The organism is Maribacter algarum (ex Zhang et al. 2020), from assembly GCF_005885635.1.
Lineage (GTDB): Bacteria > Bacteroidota > Bacteroidia > Flavobacteriales > Flavobacteriaceae > Maribacter_C > Maribacter_C algarum.
Window position 1 is genome coordinate 312,164 of the sequence record NZ_VATY01000002.1, and the last position, 17,488, is coordinate 329,651.

The following is a 17,488-nucleotide window of genomic DNA, read 5'->3' on the forward strand; positions in this document are numbered from 1 at the left end:
AACCATTCGTCATGAAAAAAGTATTTACAACCGTATTGTTATTTGTAACAACAATCACTTTCGCCCAAGACCAATATACCAAAGGAATGCAAAAAGCATTTCAATTATGGGGTGAGGGAAAAGCAAGTGAAGCCTCGAATATGTTCGAGCGAATTTCGAATGCTGAAATGGACAATTGGCTGCCGTATTATTATGTCGCTCAGATAAACACCATTGCCTCTTTTGGAGAAAAAGACAAAGAAAAATTAACCCAGCAGTTGGAAAAAGCACAAGAGTTTATTGATTTGGCAAAAGCTATTTCTCCTGATAATCCAGAGATATTGGTTCAGCAAGCAATGACGCATACGGCATGGATTGCCTTTGATGGTGCTACATACGGCATGACCCTTTCTGGAAAAGTAGTAGCCTTATATGCCAAAGCAGAAACCTTAGCGCCAGATAACCCTAGAGTTGTATTTTCTCAAGCCGAATGGAATATGGGTTCGGCAAAATACTTCGGACAAGACACCGCACCTTATTGCAAAGATGTTGAGCGTTCACTCGAACTTTTTGCTAACTTTAAACCGGAGTCCGATTTTCACCCGAATTGGGGAAAAGACAGGGCAGAAATGGTAGCTGAAAACTGTAACAAATAATGACCACAAACTATTTTTTAAAAGAGCTGATTAGAGCGTTCCTCATAGGAACGCTAATCTTCTTGAGCTTTTTGTCGTATTACTACTTTGCCGATTATGTGAGATTTGAGAATATGTATGATGATTTCTGGAAAGAGTATTTCTCTAATCTAGTATTCTCGACGATACTATACATGGTCAATATGATTTGGTTTCGTTTTATTCTAAAAAAATGGGATGGATTTCTATACACTTTCCAGCGTATGTCGATTGCGCTTATTGGAAACGTAGTGATAACCTGTATCGGTATTTTTGTGGCTACATTTATTATTTTGATAGCTTTTCATGAGTATTCTTTTCAGCGAGCAATAGCATATCAATCACTAGAAAATTATCTTCAATCGGTAATCATCGCTATGGTTGTTGCTTGCATTTTCTACATTGTTTGGTATTATAAATACCGTCAAGAAAACAAGGTTAAAGAACAAAAAATAATTGCAGGTACGGCATCGGCGAAATTTGATGCGTTAAAGAATCAATTAGATCCTCATTTTCTTTTCAATAGTTTGAATGTATTGACAAGTTTGATTGAAGAAGACCCTTATCAGGCGCAAAAGTTCACTACTTCATTATCAAAGGTGTATCGTTATGTGCTTGAGCAAAAGAATAAAGATTTGATTTCAGTGGATGAGGAATTGAAATTTGCCAAAACTTATGTAAGGCTTTTGAAAATGCGATTTGAAGATAGCATTGTATTTGAGATTCCCGAGCAAAGTTCTAGTCCCGAAGCTAAGATTATTCCTTTGTCTCTTCAATTACTCCTTGAAAATGCTGTCAAGCATAATGTTGTTACTTCGGAGAAACCTCTACATATAAAAGTTTTAGAAAGGGACGGAATGTTAGAAGTTTCCAATAATCTACAGGAAAAACAGGTGGTGAAAAAGAGTAGCGGAGTAGGCCTAACCAATATTCAGCAACGTTATGCGATACTGACCGATAGAAGAGTACGCATTGAAAAAACAGCTTCAGATTTTAGTGTGCAACTACCCATGTTGACTAAGCAAGTTTCAAAAGTAGAAACCCAAGAAATCTATATAGAGGATAAAAGGTATGAGAAGGCCAAAGAGCAAGTAGAAAAAATAAAAGGGTTTTATGGCAATCTTACCTCTTATTTGATAGTTATTCCCATTTTAATTTTTATTAATTTTAGAACAACGAGCTTTCCTTGGGCGATATTTCCCGCCTTAGGGTGGGGCTTTGGCCTAACAGCTCATGGCCTGGAAGCTTTTGGGTATAACCCGCTGTATGGGAAAAAATGGGAGGAACGAAAGATGCGAGAGTTCATGGAGGATGAAAACTTCTGACCTTAGCTACGCTTAGTCGTTAACAAAGCAAAATTGTAAGCAAAAGGTAGCCGAAACTTCAATTCATCCCAAAGAAATTACAGTTCGGAAATTACTTATTTTAAAACCCCTAATTGTTTCTGAAATTTGATTCGAATTAATCCTGAAACCAGTTCGGGATAGAAAAACGAAAATCATGAACTATTTAGAAAACAATGAAATTAGGTACAGAAGAGCAAAAGAACGCATAGAAGCCATCAAGGGCTTTTATATGAATCTATTTGCGTATTGCATAGTAATACCCTTCCTCGCTTTTTTAAATTATAATACAACAACTTTTCCTTGGGTACTTTTTCCAATGTTAGGTTGGGGTATGGGACTTTTAGGGCAAGGATTATCGGCCTTTGGTTTTAATCCTTTATGGAATAAAAACTGGGAGGAACGAAAAATTCAAGAGCTGATGAATGACAACAATTTCTAATCACAATTCATCAGTAAAAAACAACAATTCAGAAAGTAACATTTAGTAAAACGAGTCTATTTATAGAAATTTGATACGAGCAATCATGACAAACCTTAAAAAGAAAGATCAGATGGAATATTTAGAGATAAAAGAATCAAGAAACATCAACGACGCAAAGTATCTAAGAGCTAAAGAGCGTATTGCAGAGATGAAGAAATTTTATAGCAGTCTACTGTCATATGCAGTACTTATAGCATTCCTAGCTGCTTTAAACTATTATACCAACGGATGGAATTACATGTGGTTCTTGTGGGTTGCATTTGGTTGGGGAATCGGATTGGCTTTTAAAGCTGTGAAAGTTTTTGGAATGAACCCCTTTTTCGGAAGAGGTTGGGAAGAGCGTAAGATTAAAGAATTTATGGAGGAAGATGAACAACAAAACAGATGGAACTAATGGACTATAACAATTTTGAAAAGAAGGAACGTGCTAAAAAGCGAGTGGAAGAATTGAAAGGCTTTTATATACACTTTATGGTATATGTTCTGGTAAACATAATGATTAGCACGGTTATCATCGTAAGTCATATGCACAATGGAGATAGCTTTCTAGAATCCATTTGGGATTTTGGAACCATATCAACCTGGATTTTCTGGGGAATAGGGATATTTTTTCATGGGATGAAAGTGTTTTCGTTTAATCCCTTTTTAGGAAGAGACTGGGAAGAACGACAGCTTAAGAAATATATGGAGGAAGATAAAAAGCAAGCAGAAAAGTATAAATAATCAATGCAAAACCATCATCATGGAATCAAAAAACACACCTCATGTATCATCATATGAGAGAGCTCAAAAGAAGGTTAAAGATATCAAAGGGTTTTACGGTCACCTCGCAGTATATGTTATCGTAATTCTGGTGGTACTATCAACAAGAGGTAGATTTATGTCGATACATAATACGATATTTCAAGATTCTGAGTATTTAAATTGGATTGATTGGAATGTTTTCGGAACTCCCATCATTTGGGGAATATTCCTCATCATGCACGGCATTCGAGTATTTGGAAAGAACCCTTTTCTGGGAAGAAAATGGGAAGACCGTCAGATTCAAAAATACATGGAGAAAAAAACTTGAGAATCAGAAAAATAGTAGTACTAAAATACCATCATCATGCCATCAAAAAACAAAAAACCATCAACATCATATGAAAGAGCTCGTAAAAGAGTAGATGACATCAAAGGCTTTTACGGGCACCTAACAGCGTATATCATTGTAAATGCGGTATTGTTATTAGCCCGTGGAAAATTTCACTTTATGCTTTTAAGTGAGGGAGCTTTAGGAGATCCCGAATTTCTAAATTGGATTGATTGGAATGTCTTTGGGACACCGATTGTATGGGGCATTGGCCTCGGTATTCACGCATTAAGTGTATTTGTTAGAAATCCGTTTTTAGGAAGGTCTTGGGAGGAGCGTCAGATAGAAAAGTATATGAAGAAAGGTGAAAAATAGGTCTAGAAGTACACAAAGCATAAATTATTGGTCATGGATACAAGAAAAATTGACAAAAGCGCTAAAGCCAAAAAGAAAGTTGAAGCCCTAAAGGGTTTCTACATACATCTTACGCTGTATTTCTTGATAAATACGATGCTCTTGGTGGTCAAAATAATTGGCACCCCTTATTATGGTGAAAATTTTATGGGACCAATATGGCACTTTAGTACCTTCGCTACATGGCTTATCTGGGGCTTAGGTTTGGCATTTCACGCCAGTAAAGTGTTTGGTTGGAATCCTTTTTTCAATAAAGAATGGGAGAAGCGTCAAATAAATAAGTACATGGAAAAAAACAAAAAAGAATCGGAAAAATACAAGTAAATAGAAAATATAGGGCATAAGGAACTGAAAAGGGTAAAGCAAAGAGTTGAACGCATCTCTATAATCATGTAGTTATATTTGTTCTTATCAGTGTCGCTTTATTGCTTTTGAAAGACGAAATAACAATCGCTATTTTTGGAGAAGAAAGATTAGCAATTCCTAAATTCACAAGTACCTGGAACACGACAAATCTGAAACCTATAATTAATAGTATCACCAAAAGAACCTATGAACGTAATTATAATAGAAGACGAAAAACCTGCAGCCAGAAGACTTTCAAGGCTTTTGGAAGAATTGGAAGTAAAAGTATCGGTAATGCTACATTCCGTTGAGGAAGCTATCAACTGGTTTCAAAATAATGAGCATCCTGATTTGATTTTCTTGGACATTCAGCTTTCCGACGGACTCTCATTCGAGATTTTTGAAACGATAGAAGTCCGAAGTGCGATTATATTTACGACAGCTTTCGATGAGTATGCATTACAAGCTTTTAAACTGAATAGTATCGATTATTTATTAAAACCGATTGACGATGAGGATCTAGAGGTGGCGGTAAAAAAATATAAGTCACTGAAACCTGAACCTCAAAAACTGGCATTGGATTTTGAGGATATAAAAAAGTTATTGGTGAATCCACTAGAGCGCGAATACAAAAAACGATTTACAGTCAAAGTAGGGCAACACCTAAAAATTATAAATGCGGATGAGGTAGAATGTTTTTACAGTGAAAATAAAGGAACCTATGCCGCAACTTCCGATGGGAGAAATTATTTATTAGATACCACTTTAGAAAATTTGGAAGGTGAGTTGGAGCCTAAAATTTTCTTTAGAGTCAGTCGTAAATTTTACGTTAACATCAATCATATAAAAGACATCATTTCGTATACGAATTCACGTCTTCAAATCAAAGTAAATCACTTTTCTGAGCAAGAAATCATAGTGAGTAGGGAAAGAGTACGAGATTTCAAGTTATGGTTAGAATAGATGAACTTAAATTTCTGATTGATAATATTTTAAGTTCAACTATAGATTTTTCTTATAATGGCTTTTAAGTAAGAAAATGTTGTGTTTTTTGGGGAATTGCACCTTAGTTATGAAGTTATTAAAAAGAATTTGGAATAGAAGTTTAAAGGGCTGTTATTTGAAATGATTTTAAGCTATTAATCTACCCTATTATCATCAAAAGAAGAAGGTAGTAATTTCGGAATTAGCTTGATGAAAATAGGTAGCAAAACTGCTCCACCTGGAAGCATAAAAATTGCCAATGAAGGAATGGTCTTAAAAATATCAATCAATTGATTCTGTACTTTCTTTTTCTCCTCAGTATTCAAATCTTGTAGGGTAGCTTTAGAGATAAGAGTTACCAATTCTTTACTTTCTAAAAGTTCTTTTTGTAAACGTTTGCTATTTCTGAGAATAAGTTTGTTTACGATTTTAGACATGCTGTCATAGAATTGTACGGCAAGGTTTTGATTCTTTAGAAATGGAACAATCTCTCCATTACGATCAAAAAAAGCGGTAATCTCTTCTAAAGCACGATTGATTTGCTTCTGTTCAAAGCCGAGGTCTTTGCCAATTCCGAAGATGAATTCCGATTCCTTGTATTCCAAGGATTTATCTTCCCAAACCGATAAACAGGCCATATCTAAGAAATACTGATTTTCCCAATGAGAAAAGCTGTCCAGTAGTTTTTCTCTATATGAACCATCGAAGCGCTCTTTTTCAGGGTCTATATAGGTCAGTGAAGCTTCAAATAGCTGTGCCAATCGTTTATCATTCTCGTTCTTCTCTTTTGAACTTAAAGCATGATAGGTTACGTTAATGGCTATATACTCTATGTTCTGAGCGTGCTTTTGAATACCCTCAGATTGTTGCAAATACCTTTTAAAGGTCAATACATCAATAAATAGTAACGAATTCGTTATAATGCTATTAAAGGTTTTGCTTATCAGATTATCCGCTAAATATACCCTTGAATCAATAAGCTTTTCAAGCTGAGCCGATGTTTTGCTACCTGTCAGAATTTTATTGAAAAAAGAAATCTCATCGAGTTCCAAATCTTTATAGAACTGAAAGATTTTATCTAAGAATGTTTTAAAACTTCCTTTCTTGTTATGTAGGGAGTAGGTTTTGTATAAAGCAGCAAGTAAATTGATTTTTGCTTTTTCGTCCTCCGAAAGCATATGTTCGGGGGATATGTATCTTGGAATTTTAATATTTACTCCATAGACGAAACCTATTTTTTTTAATTCCCCATAGATATCTTGAAAGCTTTCGTAGGTAGTGGTGTCACCACTTACTATCTCTCCAAATTTGTTAATCCAGCCTGATGCCGATGGGTTCATAGGTTAGTTCTTAAGAACCTCAAAAATAGCGTAAAATGCCTTGTTGAGACCTATATTCTTCAATTTTTGTAAGATAGTTTTTGTTGTGAAAATCCTGCAAAACAGGTAAAAACCTTTATTTTTTTGAGGTTGATATAGGCCTAAGGATGTAGTTCATCGGATATTTGCTGAGGTTTCCTATAAAAAAGCAATATATCCCATTTTTCTGTAGGAAATTCATAGTATGTTATGTATGTTTATAAGCTATTTTTAACATTCTGCAATGCCCCAAGTGTTACAGAGTACATATTTAGTTTAACCAAAATTGTCCCTAAAACCCCCGCGATTATGGAGTATTTTTTATTCTTCCTATGGATTTCAGTTATGCTATTTTTTTTCCTGAGAATTTTTATAGCAAAGAAAGAATTGCAAAGAAGTTTGAAATCTAAAAAATAGGATTTTAATTATTTGAGTTGGCTATTTAATTCGGAAACTGCCTTAAAGTAGTTTCCGAATTAATACCGGCAACAATAATAGGTCAAGAACTAAGGCCGCTAACAACGTAACACTTACCAATAGGCCGATAGTCATGCTTGGTGCATGAATAGAGAAGAGGAGCACCATAAAACCAAAAAACAAAGACAGAGTTGTAATCACTAGAGCTCTTCCGGTTTCTGAAAATGTTATTTCTAATGCTTTTTCCTGGTCGTGACCGTTGTCACGACTTACTTTATACCTTCCTAGGAAATGAATTGTGTCATCCACAGCAATTCCGAAGACTATAGCAAATACCACCGAAATGGTCGCTTCTAAAGGAATACCCAAGAAACCTAAAAGTCCGGCAGCAAAAAGTAGTGGTAATATGTTCGGCAAAAGGGAAATCAGTAAAAGCTTTAAATTTCGAAAAAGCAAAGCCATAATTAGTGCAACTAGTAAAGCACCCATTAATAAACCGTTTATCAAGCTTTCTCGCACATAAAACGAATTTTTATCTAATAGAATTCCTGTACCTGTTAATTTGAACCTTACTTTAGTGGAATCTGTTCGAGTGGTAAAAAAGCCGTTTAAATCAGTATATACCCTTGTGATACTGTCCAGGCCAACATCAAGTACTTTTGATGTAATACGTGATTTTGTCTCTTTAGCATTTACAAATTTTCCGAATTGTCTTCTGGCCAATTTCTTTACCTCTTTATTATATTTTTGAAATTCAGCTTCTGTTTCTGGAAGGACAAAATAAGCAGACTGGTTTAAATTATTGGCTTTGTGAAATCCTTTGTAAAAGGTATTGACAGACTGTACATTCCGTATTTCTGGAAATGACTTCATTTTTTGTACTACCTTTTCTATTTCTTGCGCAACATGAAAATCCGTTATTCTATGGGTGCCTTCAGTGATGACGGCAACTTCTAAAGGTCTGAAACCAGCATAATTCTGTTGGAAAAATTCAAAGTCATTGGCAATAGTACTATTGACGGGAAAGCTATTTTTAATCTGGTAATTCGTGTTTATTTTGTTCATTCCCAAAACGCAGAAAACCCCAAAAATCAAACTTCCAAGTAGAATTGGTCTGGGGAACTTTTTGGTAAACGAATTGATAGAAAGCAGTCTGCTAGTCCAACGGTTTGAATTCCTCTTTTTGGGAAGTAGGTACTTTTTATCAATTATCATAAGCAAAGCGCACGTAAAGAAAACTACGGTCACAAAAGCGGTCAGTACCCCTATTGCAGAATTTAGACCGAATCCGCTTACACTGGTCGACTTCGAAGTTAATAGCGAGGCGAAGCCAATGGCAGTGGTTACCGAAGTCAATAATGTAGATATTCCCACATGTTTCAAAGTCAGCTGCATGGCCTTTTCTTTTTCAATACCGTTTCCAATTTTCCCTAAGTAGTCATCCATAATGTGGATTACATCCGAGGTGCCCACAATAAGCAACAAAATAGGGTAGAAGGCGGCTAATACTGTAAGTTCAATTCCCAGTAGGGATAGAATACCCATGAAAATCAATAAGGCAAGAAAGATAGAGGCTAGCGATAATGCAATGATGACTATTCGGCGATACACCAAAAACAAAATGAGAAAAATCAGCAAAGACGAGGCAATGGTGGTAACGATAAGCTCGCGCTTTTGCATGTCTATTAATGCTTCGTAGAAGAATGCGCGACCAAGAAGGTGATACTTTTTGAATCCTGCCCTTTCTAGACGATTTCTAACAGCTGATAATAGTTCGGTGCTCTGTTTGTAATCGATACTATCTTCGGTCTGGAGTGCAAGGACTAATGAGGTCGCATTTTCATCAATAAGGGAGTTTATAAATAAATCATCTTCTTGTATTTTCTTCCAGTTCTTAGCAAATTTGGTGCTGTCTTTTCTATTAATAATAGGAATTCTTGTATAGCCAACTGCGGACTTTAATGGATAAAAAAGCGTGGTTATCGATTGATTTTCAGTCACATAAGGAAAGTCTTTAGAATCAATGGTGATTTGATGAAATTCGTTCAGAAAGTCTGTTTTAAAGACCGAACCCTCACGTTCAACGGCAACCAAAAGGAAGTTGTCATCAGTGCCAAAGTCCTTGATGAAGTCCTGATAAAATTCTAAATCTTCATCTCCCTCCGGAAAAAACTGGCTAAAGTCAAAAGAGAATTTTAGGTTGAATAAAAGAAAACCTGAAGCAATACCCAAAATGATAAAGAAACCGATTATGGTTTTCTTAAGGGCAAAGAGTTTTAGCATTTGATGGTGTTGGTGAGTGTATTGGTGTACAAATTTACCAATTGGGTCTGAGTTACGAATGGCTTAGGCCTTAAAACTTAAATTTCCACAATTCCATTTGGGCACTTAATCACGGCCTTAATCGCAATCTTTTTGGATGGCTTTATGTCAAATGTGAATCCTAGTGATTTAAAAACAGATATGAAAGTGTCGGGTTTTGGATGTGTGGCATATAGTTCTAACAACTCGCAATCCATATTTGGCATCAGTTCCGAAGGATGTTTTTCGGTTTTGCTCCAGTCTAACAAAAAAGGAACGACTTCCACTTCGGGTGACTTTAGGGGCATGCTTAATTCCCATTGCAACAAAGAGCCATCCGCGGAATTTCTTGAGCCATTTCTGATTTCCCCCATTTCTGGATTATACTTTTTTAAACTGGCGGCATCCGTTTCAAGAGAATCTGATTTGAGTGCCCAGCGAGTGATTTGGTTTTTAGTTAGGAAGTCGACTCCCATCCATCTAGGTGCTGTGATTTCCGGATTTGAATCATCAGTTGCTAATAATTCTAGATATATGTTATCGTTTAAATTGATGAGTGCGTTCTTTGTTCCGAATGTTTGGTGGTAACCGCCGAATATGGGTCGCACTCCGAATTTTTGTTCAAATTCGTTGATGGCTTGATTTAAGTCAGAAACGACATATACAATATGATCTATTTTCTTGTTAATAACTCTATTTTTTAGATTTATAAAGATATGGAATTCACTTTCTTTAGTAAATTTTACCAACATTCAGTACCTTGCCGACCGGATTTTAACTAAAAAGATGGCCCCAACCGTTTGGATAATAGACGACGACTTAGTGTCGCAATTTGCCACCGAATACTGTATTCGACAAGCAAATAGTTCGGCTATTGTCAAGAGTTTCGACAAAGCTCCGGAGAGCCTTCAAACTTTCCAGGAATGCATAAAACAAGGCAAAGGAATGCCACAGGTAATCTTGTTGGATTTGGTAATGCCCGAAATGGATGGCTGGGAATTTTTAGCTGAAATTGAAAAACTTGTAGGTTGGGAAGACAAAGTCAGCGTTTATATTATTTCAGCCTTTGCAAAAAGCAAAGACCGAGACCTTGCTAAAACGCATCCCCTTGTTCGCGGATATTTTGACAAACCCCTTTCTAAAGTCAGTGCAGATAAAATTTTCAGTTCTGTAAAGGTTTAAAGAGATTCGCTTTTTACTTCAGAGGAATACTTTTTGAGGTTATGTAATCCCCAAATCAAGAATAGGCCTTCCAGAAGCATACCGATTGTATATTGGAATGAAACACCGTCAATTATAGTACTCACAAGTCTTCCGAAAGCCAAACCTCCCATAAATAGAATGTTGGATATGGTAGCGCCTCGCCAATATTTACGATTTCGTATGGCGATAATCCAATATATTCCGAAGGCAATATAAAGGCCCATTATAGCTCGGAAGATGTTTTTTTAATTCTAAGGCTTCAACTTCAAACCCAAAGATGTATGGAAGGAATTTACTGGGGTTTCCCCCGTATACAAAACTTGCAATCAGAACTACTACAGCGGATATGCCGAGTTGAAGGTTTTTTAAAAGGTGGGTGTTTTTCATGTTCCACTAAAATACCTTTTTTACTAATAGTGGGCCATAGTACACTGAAATGCCTTTCCGAAAACTACCATTCATTTTCTATTTATGACTACAATAAGATGGATGCCTAGAAATACTTTTGTATTTCATATTAAAAAAATAGAATTATGAGTAAAAGAGCATTGATAATAGGTGGAAGCAGTGGTATAGGAAAGGCAACGGCAGAGAATCTATTGAACCAAGGAGTAGAGGTGCACGTTGTAGGTACTAACGATGCAAAACTTGTTGCATTTAAAAATTCAACCCCTGTAAACCTAAGTACACATAAGGTTGATATTACCAATAGCGATGAAATTCAGGCACTGAACAATATTATTAACGACTGGGATAATTTAGACTATTTGGTAAATGCATCTGGTATTTTTGGGCCGAAACCCTTTTTGGACCATAGTGTAGCAGATTATGATTCATATATGAACTTGAACAGAGGTTTCTTTTTTATTACACAAACTGCTGCAAAGAAAATGGCTTCTACGAAAGGTGGAGCGATTGTAAATGTGGGTTCAATGTGGGCAAAACAAGCAGTAAAAGCTACACCGTCATCAGCATATTCCATGCAGAAAGCAGGTTTGCATTCACTGACCCAACACCTCGCTATGGAATTAGCTGACTACAAAATTCGGGTAAATGCGGTTTCGCCTGCTGTAGTTGAAACTCCGGTTTATGATAGTGTTTTTGGTGGGAAAGAAGAAGCAAATAAAGCTTTGCAAGGTTTTCACGGATTTCATCCTATTGGTAGATATGGCAAACCTGAGGACGTTGCTAATACTATCGCCTTTCTACTTTCCGATGAGGCCTCATGGGTTACAGGAGCGATTTGGGATACCGATGGTGGTGTCATGGCGGGTAGAAACTAATTCCGAGTTAGAATCGGTATTTTTACAGCTGTGTAGATTATATGAGTGAAATTTCTTCAAAATATATCATCGTTGGAGCGGGTTTATCAGGACTCACAACAGCCTATCAATTGGAAAAGACAGGTGAGACTGATTTCATAATTCTTGAATCTCGAAATCGAATAGGGGGTAGAATACATACTTGTGATGGTATAGATTTGGGCGCTACTTGGTTTCAGCCACATCATCAAAATGTTTCGAATTTATTGGATGAATTAGAGCTGTCTAGATTTCATCAGTTCAGCAAGGGTAGGAGTGTCTTGGTGTACAGTACTATGGCTCCTGAACACTATTTTGAGAGTGATTCAAATACACCATCCGCTTTCCGTATAGCTGGAAGTTCTTCGAAGTTGATTCAGAAGTTGGCCGCCCCCTTTAGTAATAGGATTTATTTGGAAACGGCCGTTTCTGAGATTTCAGAAAGAGGAGATGCCTTATCATTACAAACAAACAAAGGAATCTTTATCGCTGAAAAAGTCATAGTGACGGTCCCACCTAAAATTGCAACGCGAATAACATTTACTCCGGAATTGTCTGAGGTCGTAATGCGAGCCATGGACGGCACTCATACTTGGATGAGCAATGCTATGAAAGTGGGCATGACTTTTAAACGCCCTTTTTGGCGTAATAAAAACCTATCAGGAACTGTAATTGGTCAAGTTGGAGCGGTTACCGAACTTTACGACCATAGTAATTTCGAAGACAATACCTTTGCTCTTATGGGCTTTGTAAATGAAGGACTCCGAGACTATTCTTCGGAAGAAAGAAAGGAACGTATTTTAGATTACTTGACAAAATATCTTGGTAAAGAAATCGGAGACTATTTAAGCTATGAAGAAAAAGACTGGTCACAAGATTGGAATACCTCTTGTGAAACCATAAAATCGGTATATATGAGTCCCGCATATGGGAACCCTATTTTTACAAAGGCTTACATGAAAGGTAGATTGTTGTTTTCAGGGGCGGAGACTTCCCCGTTGTATGGTGGTTATATGGATGGAGCAATTTATAGTGGAATTTTGGCAGCTCAGAAAGTTTGTGAGTAAGTCAAATAATTGCGACTAATCTTCCAGAATTTGTTATGAGACATTCGAAGGAAAACATGGAGCAATATCATTTACATAAAGCAAACCCTGAGAAGTTGCAGTTCGAGGTTTATGACTTGAATACCTATCGAAAAAGCAGTGGCGACAAAGCTTCTGTACCACACTCGCACAGCTACTATCAAATTATTTGGTTTTTTGAAGGAGCTGGTACTCATACGGTTGATTTTGAGCAATTCGAAATCAAAGAAAGAACGGTGTTATTTATCAATAAGGACCAAGTACATGCATTCGATGAAAATCTCGAAATCAACGGATTGCTAATACACTTTAACGAAGGTTTTTTCATGCATTCCGATATTGATATATTCTTGAAGTATAACTTATTTAATTCGTATAAAAGCCCTTGTTATTTTATAGATAAGAACATTTCAATACTAGGTTTTTCTTATGTAGATTTAATTCGGACCGAATTAGTAAAACGAGATCAATTTGGTACGGAGGATGTTATTCGATATTTGCTAAAGTCTTTCTTGATTAACCTAGAGCGTGTCAATAGAAAGGATACAGAAAAGAATATAGAATTTACGAGTCAATATGAGTTTCAATTCTACAAGTTCAAAGATTTATTGGAGGAAAATTATAGGAGAAATATATCCGTAAAAGGATTTGCAGACGCCTTAAATATATCTTCTAAAACTCTCTCAACTATTACAAAGAGATTTGTAAATAAATCACCGAAACAGCTAATTACGGAACGGATTGTTTTGGAAGCAAAACGGTTAATACGATATTCGAGCTTACAAATTAGTGAAATCGCTTTTCAATTAGGATTTGATGACGCTTCTTATTTTGTAAAATATTTCAGACGACAAGTAGGTATTTCTCCAACTGAGTACCGCGAAAAAGTCAAAATAAAAAAAGCCACTCATTGAGCGGCTTTTATTAATCAAAAATAATTTTCTTATTACTGAATAATCCCGGTACAACTAACTCGAGCGCCAGCGGCACCACTGGGTTGAGATGTGAAATCATCTACACCCTGATGAACAATAACTCCTTTGCCAAGAATATTTTTTGTTTCATCATCGCATCCGATGCACCATTCTTCGGTCGAGAATTCAACAGTAGCCAAGCCAGCTTCGTCTGCAGTAAAATTTCCAATGTCTCCTTTGTGATATCCTTCGGCAGCACCCCATTTTCCATGTGGAGTATTTGTTGGATTCCAGTGGCCTCCAGTGGACTTGCCGTCTGCAGAAGAACAATCTGCCTTATCATGAATGTGAATGGCATGCTCTCCAGCAGAAAGACCTGATAACATTGCTATCATGCTAACTTTTCCGTCTGCTTCAGTAAATGTTACCGTACCCTTTACATTGCTATCACTTTTAGGTTCCATCATAAACTTAACCGTGTTCACTTCTTCGGTAACCTCTTTAGCTGCTTCTTTCATTTCATCAGCTGCTTCCTCCATAGTGTCTGCGGCTTTGTCAGCTTCCTTTTTGACATCCTTACAGTTAAATGAAGTTATCATTAAAAACCCCATTACTGCTATTTTTATTTTTTTCATCTTTAATTTAAATTGGTTTCTTGCTAATTTACTGAATATATAATCTAGTGTCAAGATTTTATGTAAGTGTTGCTATTTTGTCTCTGGCATTAAAATACCTAAGAAATAGTTTTCATCTAAGTACTTTTTCGCGACCTCTTGAAGGTCATTCGAGTTTAAGGAATTCACTTTGTCTTCAAAGGACAGAATACTATTCGAGTCTCTTTCTTCTTGGTGATTTGCTAATAAATTACTAATCCAAAATTCATTGGTTTTCAGGTCTTCCTTTCGTTTTACGAGATAGGTTTCCTTAACCTTAGCTAAGTCTTCAGGTGTTACTCCCTCACTCTTAATCTTATTCACCTCTGCAAGCGCTGCATCGACTAATTTGTCCACATTTTCCGGACCACACGGGAAAGAGATGCTAAAAGTGATATTAGAAAAAGACATCTTACTTAAGCTGCCGCGAGCACCCACACCATAAACCCCACCTTCTTGTTCACGTAGACGTTCGACTAGTTTAATGGTCAAAACTTCGCCTAAGGCGGCAATATTCAGGGCAATTTTACTGTCGTAAGGAATTTCTTCTTCCCAAGTTATGGAAACATTACTTTTGGGGTCTGTACCCCTGTTCACAATATGTTTCTGGAATTTGTCTTTTCTCCTAAATTTTGTTGGAACATATTTTTCGTTGCTGTTTTTACCAGGAAGCGAAGCCAAATAGGTTTTTGCCAACTCCCCAATTTTTTCTTCATCAATATTACCAACTAAAAAATAATGGAAGTCACCAGCATCGGCAAAACGCTCTTGATATTTTTGATAAGCCAAATTATAGTCTGAAGCGTCTAACTTTTCAGTTGTTGGAAAGCCCGTATATCTTGGATTTCCTTCATTTTTGATTTTCCCAATTTGGTCTTGAAAGTAGAATTGCGGATTCGCCATCAGATTGCCCAAGAAGCTTTTTTGCTTTGTAATAAAGGAGCTGTAAGCTTCATCATCTTTATTTAAAGAAGTAAAATATAGATGTACCATTTGAAAAAGGGTTTCCAAATCCTTTGGAGCCGCGGAACCTCTAAAATTTTCACTGAACCCTCTTATTGACGGAGAAACATTCGCGATTTTGCCGCTCATGAATTTGTTTAAGTCCGTAAGTGATAAGCCTCCAATTCCGGCTTCCGTCAAACCTTGGTTTGCAAATGTAGTAGCAAGATAATCAGCATCTGAGTATAAACTAGTTCCCCCATGGCTATAAGCTCTAAACAAGACTTCATCATTTTTAAAATCTGTTTTCTTATAGGTGAGTGTGGCACCATTACCAAGAGTTAAGGTCGTAGTACCCAATTTTGAGTTTGAACTTGTATTGCTTATTTCTCCAGCAACCGGCATTGTTTCAATTAGATTGCTACGCACCGCTTCATCTTCATATGCTTTGAGGTCTGCTGTTTGTACTTCTTTCAACAATGCCTTGACTTCATCTTCAGTTGCTTGTGTCAACCCCTCTTTTTCGGGGCCAGTGAACACGATTACACGATTGTCATCGTGCAGGAAGTTCTTAATCAAAGCGCCAATTTCCTCCAATTTGACGGTTGGCAGGAATTTCTTGGTCATATCAAAGCTCCATTCTATACTCGGAATAGGACTATCTTCTAAATAATTTTGAATATATGCGTCAACGATTTGACCACTTTCCCGTTTATCACGATCGTTATATCTTTTTTCAAGTCCTGCCATGATGCTCTTCTTGGCACGATCAAACTCAGCCTCCTTAAAACCAAAACGTTTTACACGTTCATTTTCTTCAAGGATTGCTTTGAGTCCCGCAAGTTGCCCCTCAGGACTAGTTACAGCAAAGGATTGGTAAGCATTTTTGGTGCGTGCATAAGTTCCCCCATAGTACGAAAACCCATACACGAATGGTGGTTCCGCACTATTTCTTAATTCATCTAGCCTATTGTTTATCAAGGTAGAAAATAAGTTTCTGACTATTGATTCGCGAAAATCAGCAACGGTTTTAACCTTCGGAGCAAGGTGGCTATCCTTATACATCACCTGCACCTGGGTAAATGCAGCTTCTTTATCTGAAGCTATGGCAACAAGAGTTTCCTCATGGTTGGGTAGCTCATAGGCTTCTCTACCTGAAGGTTCTTTTGGTTTTTCTATACCTGAAAAGTGACTTTTTATTTTTTCCTCCATGACAGCAACATCCAAGTCCCCAACTGCAATAACGGCCATCAAATCAGGACGATACCATTTTTTATAATAGTCTCGAACATCATCATACGTAAAGTTTTCAAGATTTTCTTTGGTTCCAATAGGTAAACGCTCGGCGTATTTTGAGCCGTACATTATTTTCGGAAGCGTTACGCGCTGCATACGTTCATTAGCTCCTAAACGCAAGCGTAGCTCTTCTAAAACGACCCCTCTTTCATCATCAATGGCCTGTTCAGATAGTGTTGTGTTATGGGCCCAATCTTCTATAATCTGAAAACCTTTTTCTAATTTTTCTGGGTCATCACTTGGGATAGGAAGAATATATACGGTTTCATCAAAACTAGTGTAGGCATTTAAATCAGCACCAAATTTCACACCAATACTTTGGAGATAATCTACAAGGTCATTTTTTTCAAAATTCTTAGTGCCATTGAAATTCATATGCTCCATAAAATGGGCTAATCCCAATTGGCGATCCGTCTCCATTATAGAACCTGCATTTACGGCTAATCGCAATTCCACCTTATCCTCAGGTTTTCCGTTATTTCGAATGTAGTAGGTCAACCCGTTTTCAAGTTTGCCAATCTTCACATTAGGGTCAACGGGGATATCACCTTCTGGAATGGTAATCGAATTGGACATATCGGAGTCTGTTTGCGCTGCGGTACTTGAGATAATCAGCAATCCGATAGCGAAAGCTACAATTCTTTTTTTCATGTTTTAGTGTTTTGGTTTAATTCCTAAATATAGCGTAAAGTTTGCTATACCTAAGGGTTGGAATATTTGAGT

At 36.8% G+C, this 17,488-nt stretch carries 19 protein-coding genes; 13 read left to right on the forward strand and 6 right to left on the reverse strand.

Features of this window, described 5'->3' with window-relative positions; all coding sequences use genetic code 11:
• Nucleotides 1-11: 11 nt before the first annotated feature.
• The 9 genes from FEE95_RS10215 to FEE95_RS10255 all read left to right on the forward strand — a co-directional run bounded on the left by FEE95_RS10215 (nucleotide 12) and on the right by FEE95_RS10255 (nucleotide 5,274).
• Complete coding sequence (locus FEE95_RS10215) at nucleotides 12-635, forward strand: tetratricopeptide repeat protein (protein WP_138657847.1); 624 nt, start codon at nucleotides 12-14, stop codon at nucleotides 633-635.
• On the forward strand, nucleotides 635-1,978 hold the full coding sequence (locus tag FEE95_RS10220) for a 2TM domain-containing protein (RefSeq protein WP_138657848.1): 1,344 nt from the start codon (nucleotides 635-637) through the stop codon (nucleotides 1,976-1,978). The genes FEE95_RS10215 and FEE95_RS10220 overlap by 1 nt, the downstream gene beginning before the upstream one ends.
• 175 nt (nucleotides 1,979-2,153) lie before the next feature.
• Entirely contained in the window at nucleotides 2,154-2,438 is a 285-nt protein-coding gene (locus tag FEE95_RS10225; RefSeq protein ID WP_138657849.1) for a 2TM domain-containing protein, read from the forward strand.
• Between the two features lie 85 nt (nucleotides 2,439-2,523).
• Nucleotides 2,524-2,874 (forward strand): 2TM domain-containing protein, encoded by a 351-nt coding sequence (locus FEE95_RS10230; protein ID WP_238474551.1) that lies wholly within the window; start codon nucleotides 2,524-2,526, stop codon nucleotides 2,872-2,874.
• Entirely contained in the window at nucleotides 2,874-3,203 is a 330-nt protein-coding gene (locus FEE95_RS10235) for a 2TM domain-containing protein (protein ID WP_317129245.1), read from the forward strand. Before FEE95_RS10230 ends, FEE95_RS10235 begins: the two co-directional genes overlap by 1 nt.
• A gap of 19 nt (nucleotides 3,204-3,222) precedes the next feature.
• Entirely contained in the window at nucleotides 3,223-3,552 is a 330-nt protein-coding gene (locus tag FEE95_RS10240) for a 2TM domain-containing protein (RefSeq protein ID WP_138657851.1), read from the forward strand.
• A 36-nt stretch (nucleotides 3,553-3,588) separates the two neighbouring features.
• Nucleotides 3,589-3,927 carry a 2TM domain-containing protein gene (locus FEE95_RS10245; RefSeq protein WP_138657852.1) on the forward strand — a complete coding sequence of 113 codons (339 nt, stop codon included), beginning with the start codon at nucleotides 3,589-3,591 and terminating at the stop codon, nucleotides 3,925-3,927.
• 33 nt (nucleotides 3,928-3,960) lie between these two features.
• A complete protein-coding gene (locus FEE95_RS10250) occupies nucleotides 3,961-4,290 on the forward strand; it encodes a 2TM domain-containing protein (protein ID WP_138657853.1) in 330 nt (109 codons plus the stop codon).
• A gap of 228 nt (nucleotides 4,291-4,518) precedes the next feature.
• The gene (locus tag FEE95_RS10255) at nucleotides 4,519-5,274 is read left to right on the forward strand and encodes a LytR/AlgR family response regulator transcription factor (protein ID WP_138657854.1); all 756 of its coding nucleotides are present in this window, start codon (nucleotides 4,519-4,521) and stop codon (nucleotides 5,272-5,274) included.
• A 176-nt stretch (nucleotides 5,275-5,450) separates the two neighbouring features.
• On the opposite strand, the gene FEE95_RS10260 is transcribed toward FEE95_RS10255, so the two are convergent.
• From FEE95_RS10260 to FEE95_RS10270, 3 genes are all read right to left on the reverse strand, one after another.
• On the reverse strand, nucleotides 5,451-6,635 hold the full coding sequence (locus FEE95_RS10260) for an LETM1-related biofilm-associated protein (protein WP_138657855.1): 1,185 nt from the start codon (nucleotides 6,633-6,635) through the stop codon (nucleotides 5,451-5,453).
• 477 nt (nucleotides 6,636-7,112) lie between these two features.
• Nucleotides 7,113-9,353 carry an efflux RND transporter permease subunit gene (locus FEE95_RS10265; RefSeq protein ID WP_138657856.1) on the reverse strand — a complete coding sequence of 747 codons (2,241 nt, stop codon included), beginning with the start codon at nucleotides 9,351-9,353 and terminating at the stop codon, nucleotides 7,113-7,115.
• Nucleotides 9,354-9,430: 77 nt separating this feature from the next.
• Nucleotides 9,431-10,123: a VOC family protein gene (locus FEE95_RS10270; protein WP_138657857.1), complete on the reverse strand. Its 693-nt coding sequence runs from the start codon at nucleotides 10,121-10,123 to the stop codon at nucleotides 9,431-9,433.
• A gap of 34 nt (nucleotides 10,124-10,157) precedes the next feature.
• Between FEE95_RS10270 and FEE95_RS10275 the strand changes: the two genes are divergently transcribed.
• Nucleotides 10,158-10,553: a response regulator gene (locus FEE95_RS10275; RefSeq protein ID WP_138657858.1), complete on the forward strand. Its 396-nt coding sequence runs from the start codon at nucleotides 10,158-10,160 to the stop codon at nucleotides 10,551-10,553.
• Here FEE95_RS10275 and FEE95_RS22320 read toward each other — a convergent pair.
• Entirely contained in the window at nucleotides 10,550-10,798 is a 249-nt protein-coding gene (locus FEE95_RS22320) for a DUF4345 domain-containing protein (RefSeq protein ID WP_238474552.1), read from the reverse strand. The genes FEE95_RS10275 and FEE95_RS22320 overlap by 4 nt on opposite strands.
• Nucleotides 10,799-11,107: 309 nt before the next feature.
• Here FEE95_RS22320 and FEE95_RS10285 point away from each other — a divergent pair, with 309 nt between their 5' ends.
• The 3 genes from FEE95_RS10285 to FEE95_RS10295 are packed head-to-tail and all read left to right on the forward strand — an operon-like array spanning nucleotide 11,108 to nucleotide 13,874.
• Complete coding sequence (locus FEE95_RS10285; protein WP_138657859.1) at nucleotides 11,108-11,857, forward strand: SDR family NAD(P)-dependent oxidoreductase; 750 nt, start codon at nucleotides 11,108-11,110, stop codon at nucleotides 11,855-11,857.
• A 41-nt stretch (nucleotides 11,858-11,898) separates the two neighbouring features.
• On the forward strand, nucleotides 11,899-12,942 hold the full coding sequence (locus FEE95_RS10290) for a flavin monoamine oxidase family protein (protein ID WP_138657860.1): 1,044 nt from the start codon (nucleotides 11,899-11,901) through the stop codon (nucleotides 12,940-12,942).
• Between the two features lie 35 nt (nucleotides 12,943-12,977).
• A complete protein-coding gene (locus FEE95_RS10295) occupies nucleotides 12,978-13,874 on the forward strand; it encodes a helix-turn-helix domain-containing protein (RefSeq protein ID WP_138657861.1) in 897 nt (298 codons plus the stop codon).
• Between the two features lie 32 nt (nucleotides 13,875-13,906).
• Here FEE95_RS10295 and FEE95_RS10300 read toward each other — a convergent pair whose 3' ends face one another.
• Nucleotides 13,907-14,509, reverse strand: a complete 603-nt coding sequence (locus FEE95_RS10300) for a superoxide dismutase family protein (protein WP_138657862.1) — start codon at nucleotides 14,507-14,509, stop codon at nucleotides 13,907-13,909.
• Between the two features lie 72 nt (nucleotides 14,510-14,581).
• Complete coding sequence (locus FEE95_RS10305; RefSeq protein WP_138657863.1) at nucleotides 14,582-17,416, reverse strand: M16 family metallopeptidase; 2,835 nt, start codon at nucleotides 17,414-17,416, stop codon at nucleotides 14,582-14,584.
• Nucleotides 17,417-17,488: the final 72 nt, after the last annotated feature.

Bases quoted from the DNA above. Each gene is read 5' to 3' on its own strand.
- FEE95_RS10215 (WP_138657847.1), top strand. From the start codon at position 12: ATGAAAAAAGTATTTACAACCGTATTGTTATTTGTAACAACAATCACT.
- FEE95_RS10220 (WP_138657848.1), top strand. From the start codon at position 635: ATGACCACAAACTATTTTTTAAAAGAGCTGATTAGAGCGTTCCTCATA.
- FEE95_RS10225 (WP_138657849.1), top strand. From the start codon at position 2,154: ATGAACTATTTAGAAAACAATGAAATTAGGTACAGAAGAGCAAAAGAA.
- FEE95_RS10230 (WP_238474551.1), top strand. From the start codon at position 2,524: ATGACAAACCTTAAAAAGAAAGATCAGATGGAATATTTAGAGATAAAA.
- FEE95_RS10235 (WP_317129245.1), top strand. From the start codon at position 2,874: ATGGACTATAACAATTTTGAAAAGAAGGAACGTGCTAAAAAGCGAGTG.
- FEE95_RS10240 (WP_138657851.1), top strand. From the start codon at position 3,223: ATGGAATCAAAAAACACACCTCATGTATCATCATATGAGAGAGCTCAA.
- FEE95_RS10245 (WP_138657852.1), top strand. From the start codon at position 3,589: ATGCCATCAAAAAACAAAAAACCATCAACATCATATGAAAGAGCTCGT.
- FEE95_RS10250 (WP_138657853.1), top strand. From the start codon at position 3,961: ATGGATACAAGAAAAATTGACAAAAGCGCTAAAGCCAAAAAGAAAGTT.
- FEE95_RS10255 (WP_138657854.1), top strand. From the start codon at position 4,519: ATGAACGTAATTATAATAGAAGACGAAAAACCTGCAGCCAGAAGACTT.
- FEE95_RS10260 (WP_138657855.1), bottom strand. From the start codon at position 6,635: ATGAACCCATCGGCATCAGGCTGGATTAACAAATTTGGAGAGATAGTA.
- FEE95_RS10265 (WP_138657856.1), bottom strand. From the start codon at position 9,353: ATGCTAAAACTCTTTGCCCTTAAGAAAACCATAATCGGTTTCTTTATC.
- FEE95_RS10270 (WP_138657857.1), bottom strand. From the start codon at position 10,123: ATGTTGGTAAAATTTACTAAAGAAAGTGAATTCCATATCTTTATAAAT.
- FEE95_RS10275 (WP_138657858.1), top strand. From the start codon at position 10,158: ATGGCCCCAACCGTTTGGATAATAGACGACGACTTAGTGTCGCAATTT.
- FEE95_RS22320 (WP_238474552.1), bottom strand. From the start codon at position 10,798: ATGGGCCTTTATATTGCCTTCGGAATATATTGGATTATCGCCATACGA.
- FEE95_RS10285 (WP_138657859.1), top strand. From the start codon at position 11,108: ATGAGTAAAAGAGCATTGATAATAGGTGGAAGCAGTGGTATAGGAAAG.
- FEE95_RS10290 (WP_138657860.1), top strand. From the start codon at position 11,899: ATGAGTGAAATTTCTTCAAAATATATCATCGTTGGAGCGGGTTTATCA.
- FEE95_RS10295 (WP_138657861.1), top strand. From the start codon at position 12,978: ATGAGACATTCGAAGGAAAACATGGAGCAATATCATTTACATAAAGCA.
- FEE95_RS10300 (WP_138657862.1), bottom strand. From the start codon at position 14,509: ATGAAAAAAATAAAAATAGCAGTAATGGGGTTTTTAATGATAACTTCA.
- FEE95_RS10305 (WP_138657863.1), bottom strand. From the start codon at position 17,416: ATGAAAAAAAGAATTGTAGCTTTCGCTATCGGATTGCTGATTATCTCA.